This is a genomic window from Acidimicrobiales bacterium (assembly GCA_041394185.1).
Lineage (GTDB): Bacteria > Actinomycetota > Acidimicrobiia > Acidimicrobiales > Poriferisodalaceae > JAAETH01.
The window spans coordinates 415,070-436,530 of the sequence record JAWKIQ010000004.1; the positions used below are offsets into that span (position 1 = coordinate 415,070).

Annotated in this window: 25 protein-coding genes; 11 read left to right on the top strand and 14 right to left on the bottom strand. The window is 65.8% G+C overall.

Going from position 1 to position 21,461, the window contains the following annotated elements:
- Positions 1 to 49: 49 nt before the first annotated feature.
- Together R2770_19805 and R2770_19810 are read right to left on the bottom strand one after the other, a co-directional pair.
- Entirely contained in the window at positions 50 to 1,282 is a 1,233-nt protein-coding gene (locus tag R2770_19805) for a bifunctional alpha/beta hydrolase/OsmC family protein (GenBank protein ID MEZ5282709.1), read from the bottom strand.
- A gap of 48 nt (positions 1,283 to 1,330) precedes the next feature.
- Positions 1,331 to 2,038: a histidine phosphatase family protein gene (locus tag R2770_19810; GenBank protein MEZ5282710.1), complete on the bottom strand. Its 708-nt coding sequence runs from the start codon at positions 2,036 to 2,038 to the stop codon at positions 1,331 to 1,333.
- A gap of 87 nt (positions 2,039 to 2,125) precedes the next feature.
- Here R2770_19810 and R2770_19815 point away from each other — a divergent pair, with 87 nt between their 5' ends.
- Positions 2,126 to 2,947 (top strand): LLM class flavin-dependent oxidoreductase, encoded by an 822-nt coding sequence (locus tag R2770_19815; GenBank protein ID MEZ5282711.1) that lies wholly within the window; start codon positions 2,126 to 2,128, stop codon positions 2,945 to 2,947.
- A 16-nt stretch (positions 2,948 to 2,963) separates the two neighbouring features.
- Here the strand turns inward: R2770_19815 and R2770_19820 are convergent, their stop codons facing one another.
- Genes R2770_19820 through R2770_19830 form a run of 3 tightly spaced genes read right to left on the bottom strand, consistent with a single transcriptional unit; the run spans position 2,964 to position 4,642 of the window.
- Positions 2,964 to 3,563: a GNAT family N-acetyltransferase gene (locus R2770_19820; protein ID MEZ5282712.1), complete on the bottom strand. Its 600-nt coding sequence runs from the start codon at positions 3,561 to 3,563 to the stop codon at positions 2,964 to 2,966.
- Between the two features lie 39 nt (positions 3,564 to 3,602).
- Entirely contained in the window at positions 3,603 to 4,139 is a 537-nt protein-coding gene (locus R2770_19825; GenBank protein ID MEZ5282713.1) for a hypothetical protein, read from the bottom strand.
- Entirely contained in the window at positions 4,136 to 4,642 is a 507-nt protein-coding gene (locus R2770_19830; GenBank protein ID MEZ5282714.1) for a sigma-70 family RNA polymerase sigma factor, read from the bottom strand. Before R2770_19830 ends, R2770_19825 begins: the two co-directional genes overlap by 4 nt.
- 171 nt (positions 4,643 to 4,813) lie before the next feature.
- Here R2770_19830 and R2770_19835 point away from each other — a divergent pair, with 171 nt between their 5' ends.
- Genes R2770_19835 through R2770_19845 form a run of 3 tightly spaced genes read left to right on the top strand, consistent with a single transcriptional unit; the run spans position 4,814 to position 6,422 of the window.
- Complete coding sequence (locus R2770_19835) at positions 4,814 to 5,437, top strand: copper chaperone PCu(A)C (GenBank protein MEZ5282715.1); 624 nt, start codon at positions 4,814 to 4,816, stop codon at positions 5,435 to 5,437.
- Positions 5,434 to 6,042: an SCO family protein gene (locus tag R2770_19840; GenBank protein MEZ5282716.1), complete on the top strand. Its 609-nt coding sequence runs from the start codon at positions 5,434 to 5,436 to the stop codon at positions 6,040 to 6,042. The genes R2770_19835 and R2770_19840 overlap by 4 nt, the downstream gene beginning before the upstream one ends.
- Positions 6,042 to 6,422, top strand: coding sequence for a hypothetical protein (locus tag R2770_19845; GenBank protein MEZ5282717.1), 381 nt, complete (start codon positions 6,042 to 6,044; stop codon positions 6,420 to 6,422). Before R2770_19840 ends, R2770_19845 begins: the two co-directional genes overlap by 1 nt.
- Positions 6,423 to 6,467: 45 nt before the next feature.
- Here the strand turns inward: R2770_19845 and R2770_19850 are convergent, their stop codons facing one another.
- Positions 6,468 to 6,908, bottom strand: coding sequence for a hypothetical protein (locus R2770_19850; protein MEZ5282718.1), 441 nt, complete (start codon positions 6,906 to 6,908; stop codon positions 6,468 to 6,470).
- 9 nt (positions 6,909 to 6,917) lie between these two features.
- Entirely contained in the window at positions 6,918 to 8,927 is a 2,010-nt protein-coding gene (locus R2770_19855; GenBank protein ID MEZ5282719.1) for an EAL domain-containing protein, read from the bottom strand.
- 53 nt (positions 8,928 to 8,980) lie between these two features.
- Here R2770_19855 and R2770_19860 point away from each other — a divergent pair, with 53 nt between their 5' ends.
- Positions 8,981 to 10,165, top strand: a complete 1,185-nt coding sequence (locus tag R2770_19860; protein MEZ5282720.1) for a serine hydrolase — start codon at positions 8,981 to 8,983, stop codon at positions 10,163 to 10,165.
- Here R2770_19860 and R2770_19865 read toward each other — a convergent pair.
- Together R2770_19865 and R2770_19870 are read right to left on the bottom strand one after the other, a co-directional pair.
- Positions 10,162 to 10,485: a hypothetical protein gene (locus tag R2770_19865; protein MEZ5282721.1), complete on the bottom strand. Its 324-nt coding sequence runs from the start codon at positions 10,483 to 10,485 to the stop codon at positions 10,162 to 10,164. The two genes, R2770_19860 and R2770_19865, sit on opposite strands and share 4 nt — an antisense overlap.
- 12 nt (positions 10,486 to 10,497) lie before the next feature.
- A complete protein-coding gene (locus tag R2770_19870) occupies positions 10,498 to 11,055 on the bottom strand; it encodes a hypothetical protein (protein MEZ5282722.1) in 558 nt (185 codons plus the stop codon).
- A 94-nt stretch (positions 11,056 to 11,149) separates the two neighbouring features.
- On the opposite strand from R2770_19870, the gene R2770_19875 reads away from it, so the two are divergent.
- Positions 11,150 to 11,542, top strand: coding sequence for a DnaJ domain-containing protein (locus tag R2770_19875; protein MEZ5282723.1), 393 nt, complete (start codon positions 11,150 to 11,152; stop codon positions 11,540 to 11,542).
- Positions 11,543 to 11,557: 15 nt separating this feature from the next.
- Here R2770_19875 and R2770_19880 read toward each other — a convergent pair whose 3' ends face one another.
- Complete coding sequence (locus R2770_19880; GenBank protein ID MEZ5282724.1) at positions 11,558 to 11,854, bottom strand: DUF1971 domain-containing protein; 297 nt, start codon at positions 11,852 to 11,854, stop codon at positions 11,558 to 11,560.
- A gap of 83 nt (positions 11,855 to 11,937) precedes the next feature.
- Here R2770_19880 and R2770_19885 point away from each other — a divergent pair, with 83 nt between their 5' ends.
- From R2770_19885 to R2770_19905, 5 genes are read left to right on the top strand one after another with little or no spacing between them, the layout of a single operon-like run.
- A complete protein-coding gene (locus R2770_19885) occupies positions 11,938 to 12,918 on the top strand; it encodes a fatty acid desaturase (GenBank protein MEZ5282725.1) in 981 nt (326 codons plus the stop codon).
- Positions 12,915 to 13,700, top strand: a complete 786-nt coding sequence (locus R2770_19890) for a hypothetical protein (protein MEZ5282726.1) — start codon at positions 12,915 to 12,917, stop codon at positions 13,698 to 13,700. Before R2770_19885 ends, R2770_19890 begins: the two co-directional genes overlap by 4 nt.
- A gap of 10 nt (positions 13,701 to 13,710) precedes the next feature.
- A complete protein-coding gene (locus tag R2770_19895; GenBank protein MEZ5282727.1) occupies positions 13,711 to 14,136 on the top strand; it encodes a VOC family protein in 426 nt (141 codons plus the stop codon).
- The gene (locus tag R2770_19900) at positions 14,133 to 15,017 is read left to right on the top strand and encodes a GNAT family N-acetyltransferase (protein MEZ5282728.1); all 885 of its coding nucleotides are present in this window, start codon (positions 14,133 to 14,135) and stop codon (positions 15,015 to 15,017) included. Before R2770_19895 ends, R2770_19900 begins: the two co-directional genes overlap by 4 nt.
- Before the next feature lie 11 nt (positions 15,018 to 15,028).
- Complete coding sequence (locus R2770_19905; protein ID MEZ5282729.1) at positions 15,029 to 16,063, top strand: hypothetical protein; 1,035 nt, start codon at positions 15,029 to 15,031, stop codon at positions 16,061 to 16,063.
- Here the strand turns inward: R2770_19905 and R2770_19910 are convergent.
- Genes R2770_19910 through R2770_19925 form a run of 4 tightly spaced genes read right to left on the bottom strand, consistent with a single transcriptional unit; the run spans position 16,060 to position 21,417 of the window.
- Positions 16,060 to 17,403, bottom strand: coding sequence for an arylsulfatase (locus R2770_19910; GenBank protein MEZ5282730.1), 1,344 nt, complete (start codon positions 17,401 to 17,403; stop codon positions 16,060 to 16,062). The two genes, R2770_19905 and R2770_19910, sit on opposite strands and share 4 nt — an antisense overlap.
- A gap of 53 nt (positions 17,404 to 17,456) precedes the next feature.
- A complete protein-coding gene (locus R2770_19915) occupies positions 17,457 to 18,473 on the bottom strand; it encodes an ATP-binding cassette domain-containing protein (GenBank protein MEZ5282731.1) in 1,017 nt (338 codons plus the stop codon).
- Positions 18,470 to 20,476 carry a dipeptide/oligopeptide/nickel ABC transporter permease/ATP-binding protein gene (locus R2770_19920; protein MEZ5282732.1) on the bottom strand — a complete coding sequence of 669 codons (2,007 nt, stop codon included), beginning with the start codon at positions 20,474 to 20,476 and terminating at the stop codon, positions 18,470 to 18,472. Before R2770_19920 ends, R2770_19915 begins: the two co-directional genes overlap by 4 nt.
- A complete protein-coding gene (locus R2770_19925; protein ID MEZ5282733.1) occupies positions 20,473 to 21,417 on the bottom strand; it encodes an ABC transporter permease in 945 nt (314 codons plus the stop codon). The genes R2770_19920 and R2770_19925 overlap by 4 nt, the downstream gene beginning before the upstream one ends.
- Positions 21,418 to 21,461 lie beyond the last annotated feature (44 nt).

Below are 21,461 nucleotides of genomic sequence, written 5' to 3' on the forward strand. Positions count from 1 at the left end.
TCCTTCGAGTGTGTGCCGGCTCGTGGGTCCTCGTCGGCCGCAACCGGGCTCAGTCGAGTTCGGTCACGATGCGCAGGTCGCCTTCGAGGGTTCGATGCACCGGACACCGATCGGCGATGCGCAGCAGGCTGGCCCGGTCGTCTTCGGTGAGCTGATCGCCCTCTACCGAGATGACCCGGGTGATGCGATCTACCCGGCACGGGTTGCCGCGCTCGTCAAGGCAGTCGTCGGCGTGAATACGGTCGTGGCGCAGGTGAACGGCGACATGTTCGAGGGGCATGCCCTTGCGGTCGGCGTACATGCGCAGGGTCATCGACGTGCACGATCCGAGTGCGGCCAACAACAAGTCGTACGGGTTGGGCCCGGTGTCGTCGCCGACCCCTGGTGGCTCGTCGGCTGCGAAGGTGTGATTGCCGGCGACCACACGTTGGGCGAAGTGGTTGTCGCCGGTGTGGGTCTCCTCGACCAGCACGTATCCGTCGGGCAGCGGCTCGTCGTCGTGTGGCGCCGCGTCCACCTCGTCGAGATATCGGCTGGCCCACGCGGCCAACAGGTCGGCGACGTAGCGCGAGTCGTTTCGCTTGGACAGGAGGTGATCGGCGCCGTCTAGCGAGACGAAGCTCTTCGGGTGGCGCGCGGCCTGATAGATGCGTCGGGCGTGGTCGACGTCGACGATGTCGTCGGTGGGCGAGTGCATTATCAACACTGCAGCGTCGAGGTTGGCCAGGGCATCGGCCAACGACTGGGCGCACACATCGTCGATGAACTGGCGCCTGATCGTGAAGCTGCGGCCGGCGAGCCTGACCTCGGCCTCGCCCGTCTGGTCGATGAGGTCCCGTTCGGTCGGCCCGATGAGGCCGGCCACATGCCCGACGTCGGAGGGTGCCCCGATTGTGGCAACGGCGCGCACCTCGGGAATGTGGGCCGCCGCGGCCAGCACTGCGGCGCCGCCGAGGCTATGGCCCACCAGCAACTGGGGTGCGCCGACCGTGGTGCGCAGGTGGTCGGCGGCCGCGACCAGGTCGTCGACGTTGGACGAGAAGTTGGTGTTGGCGAAGTCGCCGTCGCTGGAACCCAGGCCGGTGAAGTCGAATCTCAACACCGCGTATCCGGCCTGCACCAGGCGGGAACCGATGCGGCTGGCTGCGGCTATGTCCTTGCCGCACGTGAAGCAGTGCGCGAAGAGGGCCACCCCGATGACCGGCCCGTCTGGCCGGTCGAGCCTGCAGGCAAGGGTGTCGCCCAGGGCGCTGGTGAACTCGCAACGTTCGTGTGAAGCCATGGGGTGGAAACTCCTGTGCTGGTGGCGAGATTCCCGAGGGTTGGAAGATCAGTGTGTCAACAGTCCCTCGGCGGCCAGGTAGCTGTCTTCGTTGAGGGTCTCGATGACGCGGCGTCCCTGCCCGAACAGCATTCGGTGGCTCGACGCGTGGTATGGCCGAAAGAACATGTCGGGCACCAGTCCCAGGACCTCTGCCAGGTAGGCGTTGATGACCCCGCCATGACATGCGATGACGATGGTTTCGCCCGGATGGTCGACGATGGCCGACTCGACTGCCCAACCCACGCGCCGGCGGAAATCGGCCGACGTCTCGGTGTATGGATACGAGTCCCATTTCTGGGTCTGCACGAAGCGCTCCCAGACTCCGCCCAGCGCCTTTTCTCCCAGTACGTCGACCGCACGTCGATCTTGGGGCAGTTCGCTGTACATGTGGATCTCGGCCAGCTCGTCGATGACCTGGACCTCGAGCCCGTGGTGTGAGGCGATGGCCTTGCCCGTGTCGTTGGCACGCTTGAGACGCGATGAATACACAGCGGTGATGGGGCGTTCGGCGAGCCACCGCCCCACACATTCGGCTTGGGCCTGACCCAGCTCTGACAGGGGAGGGTCTACCCAGTCGGCGGCGACCGAGGTCTTGGGATCTGGCCACTGTTGTTGGCCGTGGCGCACGAAGATGACCGTGCCGGTGCCCTCCTGGTTTGTCAGAAAGGCCCTGTCTATGGGGGATGGGGCGCGAACGTTTGCGGGGTTGGCCATCTCGTCATTACAGCACGGCGACTGGTCACGCCCGACCGCGTCACCGGGCCGCTAGCCTTCGGGACTCGCAGTTGGGAGGTCGCTCCAATGAAGATCGAGGTCTGCCTGTCGACCTTCAACGCCAGCTGGGGCCAGCTGGCCGACGCTGCGGGAACCGCGGAAGAGTTGGGCATCGGCGGGTTGTGGGCGATGGACCACCTCACAGGCATCGTTCACGAACGCGACCACGTGCTCGAGTGTTTCGCGGTGCTGGGTGGTCTGGCGGCCATCACATCACGTGCTCGCCTGGGCACACTGGTGGCGAACGCCGGCCTGCGCAATCCGGCCCTGCTGGCGCAAACGGCAGCGACGTTGCACGACCAGACCGACGGCCGTTTCGTGTTGGGTGTGGGCGCAGGTGGCGGAGCGGGCAGCCCGTACGCGGTCGAGCTCGAGCGGGTCGGCATAGACCATCGGCCCGACCCCATCAGGCGTCAGCGGGTCGAGGAGGTGATCGACGTCGTCAAGCACCTGTGGAACGGCAACGACGACACCTACGTCGGCAGCCACCACCGTGTGGGGCCCGCCGAGGGGTTCATGCAGCCCCAGGTTCACCCGCCCGTGCTGGTCGCCGGGTTTGGCCCCAAGATGGCTGCGCTGGCCGGTCGCAAGGCCGACATGTTCAACACCATCGCCACCCACCCCGATCTCGAGATGCTGTTCGCCGCTGTGCGCGACTCGGCCGAGCAGGCCCAGCGTGCAGAGCCCGAGCGCACCGTGTTCTCGGGCGACGAGCGCCACTGGCTCGACCCTTACAGCCCAGAGCGCAAGTCGCTGGACCAGGCGGCCGCCCAGACGCTGGTGATGATTCTGTATCAGCCCTTCGACCGCGACCTGCTGGCCGCCATTGCCGAGGCTTCCGAAGGCTGACCCTGCGGCCGGGCCACTAGCGGGGACGCGGCTCGCGCCACATCGGCCACATCGATGGGCTGTCGTCGACGGTGATCTCGCCGGTCACCTCGAAGCCATGTCGTTCGTACAGAGCGCGGCTGCGGGGCGAGGTCGCCTCCAGGTATGCAGGCTCGCCTCGCCGGTCGGCCTCGGCCAGGGTGTGGGCCAGCAGCAGGCTGCCCAGTCCGCGGCCCTGCGATGCGGATCGCACACCTATGGCCAACAGGTAGGCGTGCGGCTCTGTCGGATGGTGGGCTGCCATGGCCTCGCCCATCTTCGAGATGCGTTCGGTGTGCCCGGCCAGGGCTGCAGCAAACTCGGCGCCGTGCTTTTCGTAGAAGTCGTCGCGGGCGGTCTCGGTTGGGCGTGTCCACAGCGCCACCGCGTCGTCGCCGCACTTGGTCGACATTGCGGCCGGCAGATACCTATGCAGGGCGATCAGGCCGAACATCGATTCGAGTATTCGAGGTCGAGTCGCCGGGTCTGGGAACGCCCAAGACATCATCGGGTCGTTGCTGAATGCATCGCCCAGCACCACTGCGAAGGTGGCCGTATCGGCGGGCGACGCAATGGCTACGTCTGGTGTTGTGTCCATCCGGGCCGATTGTCGCAGATGCGCGCGCCGGTCGCCGATTCAGGGGCTCGTGCGCGTGCGGCGCGGACCCAGAGGGCCAAGCCGCACCGCCGATGCGGCCAGCAGGAAGGCCAGGGCGATGGCCGGAGCGTGTACCAGTTCGTTGCCGCCCGTCTCGGCGATGGTTTCGTCGGCGACCCCGGCCACCATCTGGGCGAACAGGGCCACGGTGGCGCTGACGGCGCAAGGCAACGACCACCGCGGCCTCCAGGCCGCGACCAGCCCCGACGAACCGATGACAACACCCAGGGCTCCGTCGCGGGCCAGGTGAACCGCAGACGAGTCGCCGAGCAGATCGAATGGGTCATAGCCGACCAGCCAAGGCAGGGCGATGGCAACCACCACGGCGCCCACAGCAGCGCATGCCCATCGGAGAGGCTTGGGAGTGCTGGGCAATGCTTCTGCCAGCATTTCCAGCAGGTGGTCCGAATCCGGTGCTTCGGGCGTGGCGCCAATTCGTTGCATCAGCTCGACCACCTCACCCCGGTCGCCCTCGTGCAGGTCGATGGGGTCGTCGCTTCGGTGTTCGGGTGTCATGACGCGCGTTCGTCCTGGGAGTTCGAGCCTGGTTCGAGCAGCTGTTCCAGTGCCTGTCGGGCTCGATGCAGCCGCGACCGAACGGTGCCGACGGGAATCTCCAGAATCTGAGCCGCTGTTTCGTAGTCGTATCCGAGCACACCGCACACGGTCAGCACCTCTCGGTGCGACCTTGGCAGCGAGTCGATCAGCTGGGTCACTTCGGATGTGTCGTCCATCGTCGTCGCCGTCGGCGGTCGCAGCAGGCGAAGTTGTCGGTCGACTGCGCTGCGCGCCCTGGCCTCGCGTCGCTCGATGTCTATTACACAATTCCGGCAGATGCGGATGAGCCAGCCTTCGAAGTTGCCATCGCCTCGAAACGAGTCGAGGTGGCGCCACGCCTTGATGAACGTCTCCTGTACGGCGTCGTCGACCACCGAGGGGTCGTTTGCGATCGAGCGGGCGTAGGTGTGCACGGCCCGGTGGTGGGCTCGCACCAGTTGTTCGAAGCGGCGGTCGTGCACGGCCCAATTCAACCCCGGACACACAATGGTGTCCACGACTGAAAGTCCCTAGTCCGTCACCAAGCTAGGATTGTGACTTGAGTCACTCGTGGAACCATTCACGGGTTGGCTCCGTCTACGGTTCGAAGGCGCACACCATTCACGCGCCCCGACCCGGGGAGATCCCTACCAATGACGACATCACGACGTTTGCTGGCGCTGGTTGCAGCCCTGTTGCTCGGCGGTTTTTCGCTGACCGCATGTGGCGACGATTCCGACGATGCCTCCGGCGCTCCAGACGGTCTCGAGGTGACGGGTGCGTGGGCTCGCAACAGCCCGATGATGGCCACCGCGGGCGCCGCATACATGCAGGTCACCAGCAGCGAGGACGACCGCATCGTCTCGGCGAGCGTGCCGGCCGACGTGGCGGGCACGGTCGAGATCCACGAAGTGGTGCCGGTCGAGATGTCCGACGGCGAGATGTCCGACGGCGACATGGCTGACCACGACATGGGCGACGACGAGATGGCCGACGGCGACATGGCTGACCACGACATGGGCGACGACGAGATGGCCGACGACGAGATGGCCGACGACGAACCCATGATGGACATGCCCATGACCATGCGCGAACTCGACGGTGGCCTCGAACTGCCTGCGGGTGAAACCGTCACCCTCCAGCCCGGTGGCTACCACATCATGCTTCTCGACCTGCCCGATGCGCTCGAGATCGGTGAGACGTTCGAACTGGAACTGACGCTCGAGAGCGGTGCCACCCACACCGTCAGCGTCGAGGTCCGCGAGAGCGCACCGTGATCTCGCTGAGGTCGGCCGCGTTGGCGGCGGTGGTCGCCGTATCCCTCGTACTGGCTGCCTGCGGGGGTGACGAACACACCTTCGCTGGCTACGAGCGCACCCCGACGCCCAACGTGGCCGACCTCAGCTTGCCTTCGGTCGAGGCCGACGGCTCGCAGACGCCGTTCAACTTCGTCGCCGAAGAAGGCGGCCTGCTGCTGGTCTACTTCGGATACACCCGTTGCCCCGATGTGTGCCCGACGACGCTGGCCGACGTGCGCCAGGCGCTGCGCGACATCGGTGACGACGCCGACCGCGTCGACTTGGCCATGGTGTCGATCGACCCGCTCGTCGACACACCCGAGATCCTCACCAACTACGTGCGCTCGTTCGTCGACGGTTCGGTGGCTCTGCGCAGCGAAGACGAGGCTGTGTTGCGTCCGGTGGCCAACGGATTCGGCGCAGACTACGGAACCACCGAGGTCGACGGCGACAGCGAGGTGTTTCACACAGCTTCGTTGTATGCCATCGACGATCGCGGAGACATGGTTCTGATCTGGTCGTTCGGCACGCCGGCGTCGGGCATCGCCGCCGACCTCGAACATCTCCTCGACCAGGTTGCCTGATGATCGACCGGCGTCTGCGGGCAATGCTCATGTTCGTCGCCGCGTTGTTGTCCTTGGCCATGGTCGGTTCGTGCGCAGACTCGTCCGACAACTCGAACGACGCCATGCCTCCTGCCGACTACAACTATCTGATACCCGCCGGCTACGGAGAGCTGCTGGAAACCGGTGAGGCCCCCGAGGTCTTCCCCGCCTCGCTCGATGTGGTGCTGGGCGAGGAGATCGAGATCGTCAACGAAGACGACAGGGGACACGTCATCGGACCGTTCTACGTCGGCGCCAACGAGCGAATCAGACACACCTTCTCGGTACCTGGCATCTACTCGGGCTCGTGCAGCGTGCACGAGAGCGGTCAGGTGGTGCTGACCGTTCACGAGACCTAGACGGGTTCCCAATGCTGGGCTAGACCCAGTCGTCCTCGGGTTCGTTCAATAGTTGCCCAGCACGCGCACTGGCTTCACGAACACGGCGGTGCGTCGTTCGTCGCGCATGACGCGGTCGTATTCGTCCCAGTTGTCGTGGGTGCCGCCCGCAGCGGTGAACACCTCTCGCAGCAACAGCCGCAGGGCCTCGGCATCGAACTGGTCGGCGGGATCGTCTGGGCCTATCAGGGTGGCGGGCCCGGTCACCGACCGCCAGCGCCACCCTCTGCGAACAGCGACGGTGACCTCGGATCCGTTGCGGATGTGGGTGAGCCTTGCGGCGCGGCCCGCCGACACGAATGCCACGCATGGGCCGAGTCCGGCCGTGTCGGTGACTCCGCAGTTGACGACGCTCGACAACACGCGGCCGTCGGCCTGAACGGTGCTGACGACGGCGAGGCCGTGTTCTTCGTGCAGGTACTGGGCGACTTCGTCGATCGATGGCATGCCGCCAATCTAGGTGAGCGCCGCCTCGAGGCCTTCGTAGGCCATCGGCTTGGCCATGAAGAACCCCTGCCCCAGATGGCAACCCACCGACAGCAACATGTCGAGCTGGTCTTGGTCGGCGATGCCTTCGGCGACGACGCTCATGCCGGTGCTCTGGGCCAGCCCCACCAGGGCCGCGATGACCGAGCGGCGCTGGGCGTCGTCGACCACCCCGGCCACGAACGAGCGGTCGATCTTGATGCGGTCTATCGGAAACGACACCAGGTGGGTCAAAGACGAATAGCCGGTGCCGAAGTCGTCGACGGCAATGCCCACGCCTTGCTCTGCGAGCGCGGCCAGGTTTGCCGGCACGACTCGGCCGGTGCGGCCACCGCGGCCCAGGATCGAACGTTCGGAGATCTCGATCGTGAACCTGTCCGGGCTGATGTCGCAGCCGTTCAGTGCGCTGGTGAGCGTGCTTGCGTAGTCGGGGTTGGTCACCTCGTCGGCCGAGGCGTTCACCGAGATCGACGGCTCGAGCCCGGTGCGGTCCCTCAGCCGCCCGAGATCCTGGCAGATGGTCTCGATGGTTGCAGCGCCCAGGCGCAGGCCCAGGCCGATGTCCTCGACGATGTCTATGAAGTCGGCCGGCAGCAACAGTCCCAGCTCGGGGTGGTTCCAACGGCTGAGCGCCTCGAACCCCACCCAGCGGTTGGTCTGCAGATCGATGATGGGCTGATAGTGAACGGTGAACTCGTCGCGTTCGAAAGCGTGCGTGACGCCGTCGGCGAGCCTGCGGCGGGTGGCGATGTTGCGCAGGCTCGGCGTGTGTTTGACGTCGTTCTTCACTGCGTACATGGCGTTGTCGGCCTCGGCCAGGACGGTGTCGGGGTCGTCGCCTGGTGTTGCCGCCACGACCCCGACACTGGCCGAGATCTGAACAACCCCGACCGAAAGTCGAAAGGGCGTCGACAAGGCACTGACGATGCGCTCGGCAAGATCGTCGGTGGAAATGCCGGCGTCGGGCATCACCGCTATGAACTCGTCACCCCCGAAGCGGGCAACGACGTCATCGTCGCGCAGCGCGTCGCGCAGCCGCGCTGCCACCATGGTCAACAGCTCGTCACCGGTTTCGTGCCCGTAGAGATCGTTCACCGGTTTGAACCGGTCGAGGTCGATGAACGCAACCGCCACCGGACCGGCCTCTCGACAGTTCGGGTCGAGCCGCCTCGCGAGTTCCTCCGAGAGTCGGCCGCGATTGGCCAAGCCGGTCAGCGGGTCGTGTCCGGCCATGTGTTCGAGTTCTGTGCGCGCTCGCCACAGCTCGCTGATGTCGTGGCCCGAAACGACCAGACCCCCCACGGTGGGGTCGTCGATCAGGTTCACTATCGACAGCTGGCACGGAATCGCATCGCGGTCGCGTCCGGCGAGCAGTACTTCGGTCGTCACCCGCCGCTGCGCTTCCGACTTGGCCTTGTCGATGGCTCGGACCATTCGCGGCTGGTCGGCTTCGATGACCAGGTCGACCAGGCTGCGTCCTATCGTCGCTTCCGGCCCGAAGCCCGTCAGGCGGATCATCGCTGCCGACACGGCGCTGATGGTGGCATCGGCGTCAGCCAGGATCGTGAGGCTCGCCGCGTGGTGCAGCACCGACCGAAACATGGCGGTGTCGTCACGTGCGATCTCCCAGCGGCGACGCTCGGTGAGGTCGCGCGCCGACATGAAGATCACCGGTTCGCCGTCGACCTCGGCGGCTCGGCCGACCAGCTCGACCAACAGCCAGCCCTCGGCGCTCTTGACCCTCATCTCGATAGGCGTTCCGAGTTCGCGTCCGGTCACCGTGGCCAGCGACGAGATGGCCCAGTCGACGTCATCGGGGTGAACCATCTCGAGGAGGTTGCGGCCGATCCATTCGTCGCGAGACCAGCCGAAGAGCCGCTCGGCAGACGAGTTGGCGGCGCGCAGGGTTGCGGTGGAGTCGATGATCCCCACCGCGTCGGGAAGCAGATCCAAGAGCGCGCCGAACCGGCTCGTATCCATCGAATACCCATCGTCAGGTGCTGCGGCGAATGTAGCCCGATACCGTCGTCGAGGTGACGGGGAAGGTTTCGGCGCTGTTTGCTGCACTGGCGGTGCTGGCGGCCTTGGTGGGCGCTTGTTCGTCCCCGACGCAGGACGAGTCTGCTCCGGTGACGACCGCCGCTGACACGACACCCAGCGACACAACACCCAGCGATGTTGCTCCGGTGTTCGACTTCTCCGCAGTCGACCCCATCGTGGGCGCCTACGTCGAAGACCAGGGTCTCGATGGTGCCGGTCTGGTGGTCGTCCACCGCGACCACGGCGTGGTCCATCATCAGCACTGGGGCCAGTTCGACGAAGACCGGGTTTCGCTGGTCGCTTCGTCTACCAAGATGGTCACCGCCACTGTTCTGCTGAATCTCCAAGACCGCGGCCTGCTCGACATAGACGCGCCGGTGGCCGAACAAACCGGGTGGGAACCCACGGGTTACGCCATCACACCCGCACAGCTTCTGTCGAACAGCTCGGGTCTGATCGGCCTGGTCGAGGGGCTGTTGTTCCCCGCCTATCTGTGCCAGTTCCGGACCGACGGCACCTTGAGCGAGTGTGGCCGGCAGATCTTCACCACCGAGGCCGACGACTCTGACGTGGTGGCCCCCGACACCGAGTTCCGATATGGCGGCGGCCAGTGGCAGGTTGCGGGTGCGGTCGCCGAGGTCGTGTCGGGGCAGCCCTGGAACGAGCTGGTCGATGAGGTGGTGTTCGGGCCGTGCGGGCTCGAATCGACGGGCTACAACAACCACTTCGGGCAGTTTGCGCCGGGCTTCGGCTACCCGGGCCGGTTCGACGGCGATCCGTCGGTTCTCGAACCAACCGACAACCCGAACATGGAAGGTGGCATGTACACCACCACGGGCGACTACGCCCAGCTGCTGCTGATGCAGCTTCGCGACGGTATGTGCGGCGACACCCGGGTGCTGTCGCCCGAATCTCTCGAGCTGATGCACTCCGACCGCATCGCACGCCAGTACGACGGAAGTGCTGCGCCGGGCCTCGGCTATGGGCTCGGCTGGTGGGTCGACCGCGACTCGGGCATTGTCAGCGATCCGGGCGCGTACGGCTCGGTGCCCTGGCTCGACCTCGACGACGGCTACGGCGCCTTCCTGGTGATCGAAGACTCGGGACCTGTGGGCCAGCGGCTCGCCGAGTTGCTGCAAGACCCGGTCGACGAGGCCATCGCCGCCGCGCTCGACTAGCTCTGAGGCCCGGTCGCTCCTGACATCGTGCGGTCGAGCTGCAACCACAGATCGTCCAACCATCGCAGTCGCGATGCGTGATCGCCAGGAATCGACGCTCGGGGTATGACCTCGATATCCACCCGTATCGGATCGTTCAGCGGGGCCAATGTGGCCAGGTCGGTCAGCGCGGCGATCTCGTCCAGACCGTGATGACGCAACACGATCACGTCGGCGTTGGGCAGTGCGTCGAGCAAGGCACTCAGGCCGCCGGCGCGGGGCGGCAGCACACCCTTCAGCTGCGATAGCCGGCCCGCCCGCTGTGGGTCAGTGTCGCGCAACCGTTCAAGGGCCTAGACGATGTCCATTCCGGCGTCGGCAAGCATTTCGGCCATCATCACGCCACGGATCTGTTCGGTTACCGGGCTCAGCACCAGAGCAGGCAGCGACGAGTCGAACACGCTGACGTGGCGCGACACGACTATCGCCGGGAACCGAACCGGCGGCAGGGGCCTATCCAGCTCGACCCGCAGGCCGAGCAGCTGAGACGCTCGCTTTTCGAGCACTCGCAACGACCAAGTTTGGAGTCGCTGGTGCCAGCGGATCGACGCGGGCGACTCGAGACGGGTGCCGAAGCCGGCGCAAGCCCACAGAGCGGGTGCCACCACGATCTCGAGTGAATCGTTCAGCAGGTACTGCAGGCCGAAGAGATACGTGCGTGTCAGCGGCAGCTTCGGCCGGCGCACCAGCAGGTCGTATGCGGCCAGCGCCGGCACCACGGCAGGTGCGGTAGCCAACGCGGCAGCGGTGACTCCCAGCATTGCAGGAATGGTCTTGACTCGGCGGGCGATTGTGGCGCTGCGGGCTTGGCGATCGGCTTTGGGCACGTCGATGCCAACCCCCGTCAACACCGCTCGATTCCACTCATCTGGGACGGGGGAGCGGCCGACAGGTACCCACGAGCGATTCCACGGACGGGATCGACGGATCGAGAGACCGAAGTTCATGGATGAACTGGAGCGTGCCCGGCGCGTGCTGGGTATCGACCGCGGCGCGACGCGCGCCGACGTGAATGCCGCCTTCAGGCGGGCAGCCAAGACCCACCATCCCGACGCCGGCGGAGACGCCGAGAAATTCGTCGAGCTCAGGTGGGCTTACGAGCGCGCCCTGGCTGCGGCCGCTGCCGAGCCGGTCGCCGCTGCGGCCCCGGCCTCGCGGCATCACTGGTATCTCGATCGTGTCGATCCCAACCCGGTGCTGCCGAGGGTGGTGCACGCCGAGTCGCGCACGGCCAGAAGCCGGCAGCGGTCGTCAGAGGCTCGGGTTCGGGTTGTTGCGGGCCCGTCGTTTGCGTCGGTGCTCGCCCGTCGCCTGCTGAACGACACGGCTGGGGTATAGACGCCAACGGGCGATCTAGCTGCCGGACCTATCGCTGTAGAAGTCGATTTCGAACGACACCTTGCCCGGCGGCGAAATGTGATGCCTGGCCTCGGGTGGGATCACCAGGCTGTCACCCGCCCCGATGGTCGTCGGGTTGTCGGGGTCGTCTTCCCATGTGAACTCGAGTTCGCCGCTGTCGACCCTGATCACCGCCCAGGTGCGCGCCGCCAGATGATGGCTCGACAGCAAGCCCACGGGGATCGTGTCGGCGTCGAAGCGTGGTGTGGTCCGGACGAACGTGGCGCTGTCGGGGACGCGATGGTGCCTCACGTTGCGACCATACCGCCTGTCCCAGATCCCCTTGACTGTTACGTCGGCTTTGTCAAACGTCGTTGTCGGTGTAACATCAACCCATGACCGCTGCGATGCCGACCCACGACGAACTCGTCGCCTCGATGACCGGGGGCATGGTGCCCGAGGTCGAACCCTTCGCCGGATCCGATCGGCTTCGCCCAGACGGACGGCCCCACCCCGAACTGATGGCAGAGCTGCGCCGCATTCCCAATCTGCTCAACGCCTGGACATGCGTCGCCGCAGTGGCAATGCCCGCCCTGGTTGTCGCCGCCGTGGTGGCGCTAGACCACTGGCTCGCCGTGGCGCTGGCAATTCCGGTCATGGCCGTGCTCCAGAACCGGATGTTCATCCTGCATCACGAGGGTTCGCACCGATCGTTGTTCAGCAATCGGCGAATCAACGACGTCGTCGGCATCAACTTCTTCGGGTGGGTGGCGTTCGGCACAGGCACTCACGGCTATCGCCGCGGCCACAGCAACCATCACCGCGATGAGTTCGGCCCCAAGGAACCCGACTTCTTGCTGTACTCGTTCTACCCGATCAAGGCCGAGTCGATGAGGCGCAAGCTGTTGCGCGACGCCACCGGAGTGTCGGCCTGGCGGGTGCTCAAGCCGCGCATCACGGGCGTGTTCAGCGCCAGGCACCGGGTCAACAGCCTCCGGTTCTACGCGGGCCAGGCGGTGATATTCGCCCTGTTTGCGCTGACCGGTCATCCGTGGCTCTACCTGTTCTTGTGGGTGGCGCCGTACGTGTTCGTGTACCAGGTGCTCAACCGCTTGCGCGCAGTGGCCGAGCACGGCGGCCTCACCCGCTCTGACGACCGCCGCAAGAGCTCGCACCACGTCCGCCAGTCGCTGGTGGCCAGGGCGATCTTCGTGCCCATCGGGGTGGGCCGTCACCTGGCCCATCACGTCGACTCGGGCATTCCGTTCCGCAACCTCGCTCGCTTCGAGCAGATCCTGACCGAAGACGGCTACATCACCCCCGAGATCACCTGGCCCTCGTACCGGGCGCTGTGGAAGGCGCTGGCGTCGGGGTGAACCCGACCGAGCTCGAGGTTCTCTTCAGGCCGTTGTCGGCGCGCAGCGTCATGGCCTCGGCGCTGTTGGGTTCCAGACCGCCCCGCCTTCGCGGCCGCCTCCTGATCGCGCTGGTCGAGCAGTTCGGCATCGCCCCGGGCACCGCTCGAGTGGCCCTCAGCCGCATGGTCGAGAAGGGCGAACTGGTCAACGACGACGGCATGTACGCATTGTCGGGCGAGCTGCTCAAGCGTCAGCGACGCCAGGACCTGGCCCGATCTTCGGCTTCGAGCCAACGTGATGGCCGCTGGGATGGCGCATGGGAGCAAGCCATCGTCGCCGAGAGCGGTCGCACGGCGGCCAAACGCCATGCGCTGCGACGCGATCTTGGCGCCGCCCGCCTGGGCGAGTTGCGTGAGGGTGTGTGGATGCGGCCCGGCAACCTCGACCGCGAGGTCGGCGACCTGCTCGACGGCGATGTCGCCAACCACGTGTTGTGGTTTCGGGTCTCGCCATCCGACACCGCCGCGGCTGGCGAGTTGGTGGGCCGCCTGTTCGCCCTCGATGCGTGGTCCGACACGGCTGCTGAGCTGCTAGGGCAACTGCAGGGCTCGGCCGGCGATCTGGCCGCCCGGTTCCGTTTGGCGGCCGCTGTGCTGCAGCACCTGACGCACGATCCGCTGCTGCCCATCGAGCTGTACCCGCCAGGTTGGCCCGCGGACCAATTGCGCCAGGCCTATGCGCGCTATGAGGCCGATCTGCAGGTCGAGTTGCGTTCGTTCTTCGCCGCCGTCGGCGCATAGGGTTCGGTCCATGACAATCGAACCCGTGAAAGTCGAGCTGGGGCCCGAGCCGGTTGCCATCGGCATCGTCATCAGCGACAGCGACGCATCTCTGGCCTTCTACCGCGACCTGCTCGGCATGACCCACGAAGGCGACATGCCCATGCCGGTAGGCGGTGGCGGCACCATGCATCGGCTGCGGTGCGGGCCGACACTCGTGAAGTTGGTCAGCTTCGACACCAACCCCGAGGCCAAGGCTCCTGGCGGCGGGTTCGCCGATGGCTTGGGCTACCGGTACATCACCATCAACGTCTCGAACGTCGCCGACACGGTCGCGGCATGCGACGAGGCTGGGCATCAGATCTTGATGAAGGCGGTCGAGCTGCGGCCAGGGGTTTCCATTGGCATGGTCGCCGACCCCGACGGCAACGTCGTCGAGTTCATCCAGTACGGGTGAGCCTCAGGGTCAGACGTGCGACGCCGGCCGACCGACCGTCGGTTGTGGCGATCGCCCGAGAGTTGGTCAGCGCAGCAGACACGTATGCCTTCGACCCCTTGGCGTCGGACGATCAGCTGTGGCAGTACTTCGCACCCGACTCGGGCGGGCTGGGTTACGTCGCCGAGGCCGATGGTCAGGTGGTTGGCTGCTTCGTCATCAGGCCCAACCATCCGGGGCCCGGTTCGCACGTCGCCAATGCCAGCTTCGCCGTGTCGTCCGCGGCGCGGGGTCAGGGCATCGGCCGGGCGATGGGCGAGGCCGCTCTGACCCTGGCCGCCGACTCGGGTTACAGGGCGATGCAGTTCAACATCGTCGTGTCTTCAAACCGTGCAGCGGTCGCCTTGTGGCGTTCGCTCGGGTTCCGTGTCATCGCCACGGTTCCCGAGGGGTTCAGGCTGCCCGACGGCACCCTGGTCGACCATCTGGTCATGCACCGCCCGCTCGAGCCTCGCAACGGGATCGACCCCGTCGACCCTGCCGGATTCGGCCAGCAGGTGACGTTCCTGCCGGTATCGGACCTGTCGACGTCGGCGGCCTTCTATGGCCAGGTGTTGGGCCTCGACCTGGTGCTCGATCAGGGCGACTGTCGCATCTATCGCGTGGCGGCCGACGCGTTCGTGGGCATCTGTGAACGCGACGCCCGCGCCACCGATGGTTTGATGCTGACCCTGGTGACTGGCGAGGTCGACCGTTGGCACGATCGCTTGGTGGCGGCGGGTGTGGTTTGCGACCGGCCGCCGGCCCACAACGCCAAGTACAACCTCTACCACGGCTTCTACCGCGACCCTGACGGACACGTGATCGAGGTTCAGACCTTCCTCGACCCAAACTGGAGATAGGAGGCTCGCCCATGGACGGCGACGATGAACGACGTGTGGTGACCGTCCTCGAACCACACGACGAGTACACCCACACCCCCGACCCGGTGCCCAACTACAACGAGTCGATGTATCTGAACGGTTTCGACCTCACCGCCGAGACGGGTGCATGGTTCCGCATAGGTAACCGCGTCAACGAGGGCCACGCCGAGATGACCGTCTGTGTCTATTTGCCAGACGGGCGCGTCGGCTTCATCTACAAGCGGCCCGAGATCGACAACAACGACCGCATGGACGCAGGCGGGCTGACCATCGAGGTGGTCGAGCCGTTCAAGCATCTCACCATCTCCTACGACGGAAAGGTGTGCTTGCTCGACCAGCCCCGAGACATGGCCGACCCGAGATCGGCGTTCAAGAACAACCCGATGGTCGACTGTGAGGTTCGCCTCGACGTCGCGGGAGTGTCGCCGATGTTTGGTGGGCTGCGACGCTACGCCGACGGTTCGCCCATCGAGACCGACGCCGAGAAGAGCTTCGCCAAGGCGCACTACGAGCAGCACACGGCGGTCAAGGGATCGATCGTCGTAGGTGACCAGACGATCTCGCTCGACGGGCTGGGCCTGCGCGACAAGTCGTGGGGTCCCAGGTATTGGCAGGCGATCGATTGGTATCGCTGGCTGCCGATGTCGTTCGGGCCCGATTTCGCCATGATGCTCAGCATCGTCGCCGGCGGTGGCGATCGGCGCGTCGGGGGCATGGTGCTGGAGGACGGCCGCTATCACCTGATCCGCGATGTCGAGATCGAGTCGGACTACGACGACGACAACTACCAGACGGCCATGCGATGTGTGGCCCGCACCGACCATTCCGAGTACCGCATCAGCGGTGAGGTCGTTTCGCTGATCCCGCTGCGCAATCGGCGCACCACTCCCCAGGGTGATGTTCTCCACACCCGCATAACCGAAGGCATGACCCGCTTCGAGTGCAACGGGCTCACCGGCATGGGCATGAGCGAATACCTCGACCAGGTCGTCGACGGAGTGCCCGTCGGACTCGAGCTGGCCTAGTCGGCAGTACCCGGGGCTATCAGCGGATGTTCTGTCACGCTGGCCCAGAACTCGTCTATCGCGGCTTGGCACGGCCGCTGCACCCATGTGTTCGAAGGCAAGAACACGTCGTGGCGTTCGCCCGGGTCTTCGTACAGGTTGAACGCCCTGGGAATGGTCAGCTGTACAGGCGGGTCGAGCATGTACTCCTGCCAGACGAAGTGCAGCTTCCAGTTGCGCCATTTCACCGCGTGCAAGCGGTCGCCGACGAAACACAAGATCGAATCGCGGCCCGACTTCGACGACCGGCCGTCGAGCAGGGGCATGATGTCGATGCCGTCGATGGGGCGATCGTCGGGCACCTGGGCGCCGGCGACCGTGGCCAGGGTGGTGAAGATGTCGACGGCGTGGGTTATCTCGTTGCTGGTGCTGTCGGCCGGAATTCGGCCGGGCCAGCGGGCGATGAATGGCACGCGCAGGCATCCCTCCATCGCTGTGAAATACGAACCGCCCCACGGGCCCGTCCAGCCCCGCCAGGGCAGGACGTCTTCGGCTCCGTTGTCGCTGGTGAAGACGAATAGGGTCTCATCGGCAATGCCCAGCTCGTCGAGCAGGTCGCACAGCTGCCCAACCCGCTGGTCGATCTCGTGGAACGAATCGGCAAAGTCGCCCAGCCCCGTGCTGCCTGCGTAGTCGGGGTGCGGCAGGGTGGGGAAGTGCGGGAAGGCCACAGGCATGTAGGCAAAGAACGGCCGGTCGGCGTCGACAGATCGGCGGATGAAGTCGTGGGTGCGCTCGAAACACTGCGCGTCGAACAGCGCCCGCTGGGTCAGGTCGTAATCGGCCACCACAGTGCTGGCCTGGCCGGCCACGCCTTCGAACAGCTGCTCCTGGGGCACCACTTCGGGGTCGTAGCCCGGCTGGCTCGACCACAACGACGAGTCATGGGTTTCGAGCAGCCCCCACCATTCGTCGAAGCCGCGGGCGTTGGGCTGGCGTTCGGGCAGGTCGCCCAGGTGCCATTTGCCGAAGTGGGCAGTGGCGTAGCCCTGGTCTGACAGCAGCTGGGCGAGGGTTACCTCCCAGCGGGTCAGTCCACTCGGTTGGCCCGGCAAAGGGATCTTGGTGGTACCCGATCTGATCGGCATTCTCCCGGTCAGCACCGCCGAACGCGACGGTGTGCACTGGGCCTCCATGTTCATGTTGGTCAGGCGCACGCCCTGGGCTGCGAGACGGTCGATGTTGGGCGTGGGCACGCCGCGCACCTCACCGCCGCCATAACAACCCAGCTCGCCATAGCCCAGGTTGTCGACGAACAGCAGAACGATGTTCGGCTTAGTGTCCCGTTCCGGATCGCCCATAGGGGCGCTGGGGACAGACACTTCGGGTCAGGTGGCGGGGGTTTTGATCGAGGCTATGGGGGCGCCGTTGAGCTTGGGGCCCGAGGTGTGAAGGTGGCAGGCCACCGTGCCTCCGGTTTGGGTAGGCACGAATTCGGGGAACGACTGGTGGCACACGTCCATGACGTGCGGGCAGCGTTCGGCGAACGGGCAACTGTTGGTGGGGGCCCGGCCCGACGCTCCGGCGACGCCCCTGGTGAGCTCGCGCCGACGGTCGGACTTTCGCGCTGCACCTCGGGGTCAGGGTCGGGAATCGACGCCAGCAACAGCTCGGTATAAGGGTGGGTGGGCCGCTCGCAAACGTCGTCGGCGGTGCCGGTCTCGACGATGCGGCTGTGGTACATCACCGCGATTCGAGTCGAGATGTGGCGCACAACCGCCAGGTCGTGGGCGATGAACAGATAGGCGGCGCCGGTCTCTTTCTGGAGGTCTTCCAGCAGGTTGATGACCTGGCTCTGGGTCGACACATCCAGTGCAGACACCGGTTCGTCCAGCACCAGCAGGTCGGGCTTGGTGGCAAGGGCGCGCGCTACGGCGATGCGCTGGCGCTGACCGCCCGAGAACTCGTAAGGGAAGCGGTTGAGATGGTGGCTCTGCAGACCCACCTGCTCGAGCAGCTCGCCGGCACGTTTGGTGCGAGACCGTTCGTCCATGTCGAAGTGGATCTTCAGCGGCTCGCCGATGATGTCGCCGACCAGCATCGATGGGTTCAGCGAACCGACCGGGTCCTGGAAGACCACCTGCACCGCCTTGCGGTATGGCTTGGGGATCGAGCGACCGAACCCGGTGACATCAAAATCGCCGAGGCGGATCGTGCCGCCTGAGGGCCGGATGAACTGCAGGATCGCTCGACCGATGGTGGTCTTGCCCGAGCCCGATTCGCCTACCAGGCCAACCGTCTCGCCACGGTCGACCGACAGGCTGACATGCTGCACGGCCCTGACGTCGGGCAGGCGCTGCCAGGGCAGGGCGCCACGACCACCCGGGAAGGTGATGCTGAGATCTTCGATCTCGAGGAGTGGTTTGTTCACGACTCACCTCCGTCGGTGGCCACGGCGACCACTCCTGCACGTTTCACTCCGATGAGCTTCAGTTCGTCGGCTCTGACGCACCGGGTTATCGAGTGCTTGCTCTCGCGCAACTCGACCGGCCCGGCCTTGCAGGCATCGGTGGCGTACTGGCAGCGAGCTGCGAAGTGGCAGTGGTCGGGCCACTCCCATGGCGGCGGCACCACACCGGCGATGGTGGGCAGAGAGCCGGTTCGTGACTCGTTGCGCGGGATGGCCGTGATGAGGCCCTCGGTGTAGGGGTGCTGCGGGTCGTTGAACACCTTGGCCAGATCGCCGGTCTCGACGATCTCGCCCGCGTACATGACCGCTACCTTGTCGGCGAGATCGGCCACCACACCCAGGTCGTGGGTGATCAGCAGCACCGACACCTCGCGGTCGCGGGCGAGGTCGGCGATGAGGTCGAGCATCTGGCCCTGCACCGTGACGTCGAGCGCCGTGGTGGGCTCGTCGGCGATCAGCAACTTGGGCTCGCAAGACAGTGCCATGGCGATCATGACCCGCTGGGCCATGCCACCAGAGAACTGGTGCGGGAATGCATCGATGCGCTTCTCGGGGTCGGGGATACCGACCTCGCGGAACAGCTCGATGACCCGCTCGCGGGCCTGCTCCTTGTTCATGCCCAGGTGAACGATCAGCGGCTCGGCCACCTGGCGACCGACCGTGTAGGCCGGGTTGAGGGCCGCTGAAGGTTCCTGGAAGATGATGCCGATCTCCTTGCCGCGGATCGAGCGGAGATCGTCGAAGTCCATGTTCACCAGCTCTTTGCCGTCGAGCACGATCGACGACGCCGAGGACCGGCCAGGGTCTGGCACCAGACCCATCAGCGACAGGGCGGTGATCGACTTACCAGAACCCGACTCGCCAACCAGCGCCAGTACCTGGCCGCGACCGATGTCGAGGTCGACGTCGCGTACCACCGAAACATCTTCACGGGTGCCGGGGCGGGGGAACCGTATCGACAGGTCGCGCAGGCTCAGCAGCGAACGCTCGGGCACCGGCTTGGTGTCGGGCTTCTTGGGAACGGCCTCGACGTCGCCGACGCCGACCTTGCCGCCGCGGGCTTCGCGCGAGAATGCGTCGCGCAGACCGTCGCCGAGCACGTTGAACGCCACGATGGTGAAGAACACCATCAGGCCCGGTGGAATGGCCGGCCAGATGGTGCGGTCGATGCTGTTCTGTGCGTCTCGAAGCATGCGGCCCCAACTGGCCTGGTTGGAGGTGGCGCCAAGGCCCAGGAAGCTCAGGGCCGCCTCGGCCAGTACCGCCTGAGCGAACAGAAGGGTGGTCTGCACGATCAGTGGGGGAGCGACGTTTGGCAGGATGTGGCGCCACATGATGCGGTTGCTGCCGGCTCCGGCGGCCCGGGCTCCGTCTACGTACAGCTCTTCGCGGGCTGCGAACACCTCGGCTCGGGTGAGCCTGGTGATGATCATCGAGTACACGATGCCGATGGCCAGCATGGCGTTGGTGAGGCCTGGGCCCAGGCCGGCGATGATGGCCATGGCCATGACAACCGCGGGGACGGCCACCACGGTCTCGACGCCTCGCATGATGATGCGGTCGACCCAGCCACGGAAATAGCCGATGGTGAGGCCAAGCGGCACGCCGATGACAAGCGCAACGGCCACGGCTTCGAGCCCTGCGATCAGGGCATAACGAGCACCGAACATGATGCGCGTCAGCAGGTCGCGACCCACGTGGTCGGTTCCCAGGATGTAGCCACCCTCGCCCGGGCTGAACAGAATGTCCTGGAAGCGGGTCGCGAAGATGGCGTCGTGTGACGTCAGGTATGGGGCGAAGATCGCCACCAGCGATATGAGGATCAGGTATGCAAGACCAGCCATGGCGATCTTGTTGCGGCGGATCCTGACCCAGAAACGGCCCGGCGTCTTGGGCGAATCGTCACCGGCGTCGTCGACGTCGTCGGTCGCGATCACCTGTTCTGGCTCTACGTGAGCTGTCATTCGGGCCTCACCTTCGGGTTGAGCCAGGCGTAGCTGAGGTCGAGCAGGATGTTGACCAACACCACCGTCAAAGCTGCGACCATGACGAAAGCCAGGATCACCGGGATGTTGGAACGCAAGATGGCATCGACGCCCCAGTTGCCGAGGCCCGGGATGTTGAAGACCAGCTCGACGAATATCGCGCCGCCGATCAGGGCCGACAGTTGGAAGCCGGCCAGCGTCACAACGGGAATGGCTGCGTTGCGCATGGCGTGCTTGAAGACCACTCGGCGCACAGGCATGCCCTTGGCCAAAGCGGTGCGGATGTAGTCGCGCTGCAGCACGCCGATCATCGAAGATCGAGACTGGCGGGCAATTGCTGCAGAAGAGGAAATGCCCAGCGCAATACAGGGCAGCACCAGCGGCCTGACCCATTCCATGATCGTGCCGGGGCGTTGGGTGGGCCAGATGGCGGGCAACCACCCCAGCTTCACGCCGAAGTAGTACGAGAACACCATCGAGATCCAGAAGTTGGGAACGGCCAGACCCAGCGAGGACACCACGGTGATAACGCGGTCGGGCCAGCGGCCGGCCTTGAGGGCGGCACTTATGCCCAGGGTGTTGCCCACGATGAGGGCGACGGTCAGCGCTCCGAACACCATCGACAGCGTCACCGGTATGCGGTCGCGCAGCTCGGTGGTGATGTCCTCGCCATTGAACCAGTTCTGGCCCAGATCGCCGGTGACGGCGCTGGAGATCCAGTCGCCGTACTGGACGATGAGCGGTCGGTCGATGCCCATCACTTCACGCTTGGCCGCAATGGCCTCGAGCGACGCATCGTCACCCAACAGTGTGGCGGCCGGGTCTACCGGGTTGAGCTGGGCCAAGAAGAACACCAGCGTCGCCACCAAGAACATCATCGGAATTGCGGCCATCAGGCGTGTGGCCAACAACTTCAGCACTCGCTACCCCCAAGGTAAGTGCGGCCCGGGACGCTTTTGATACG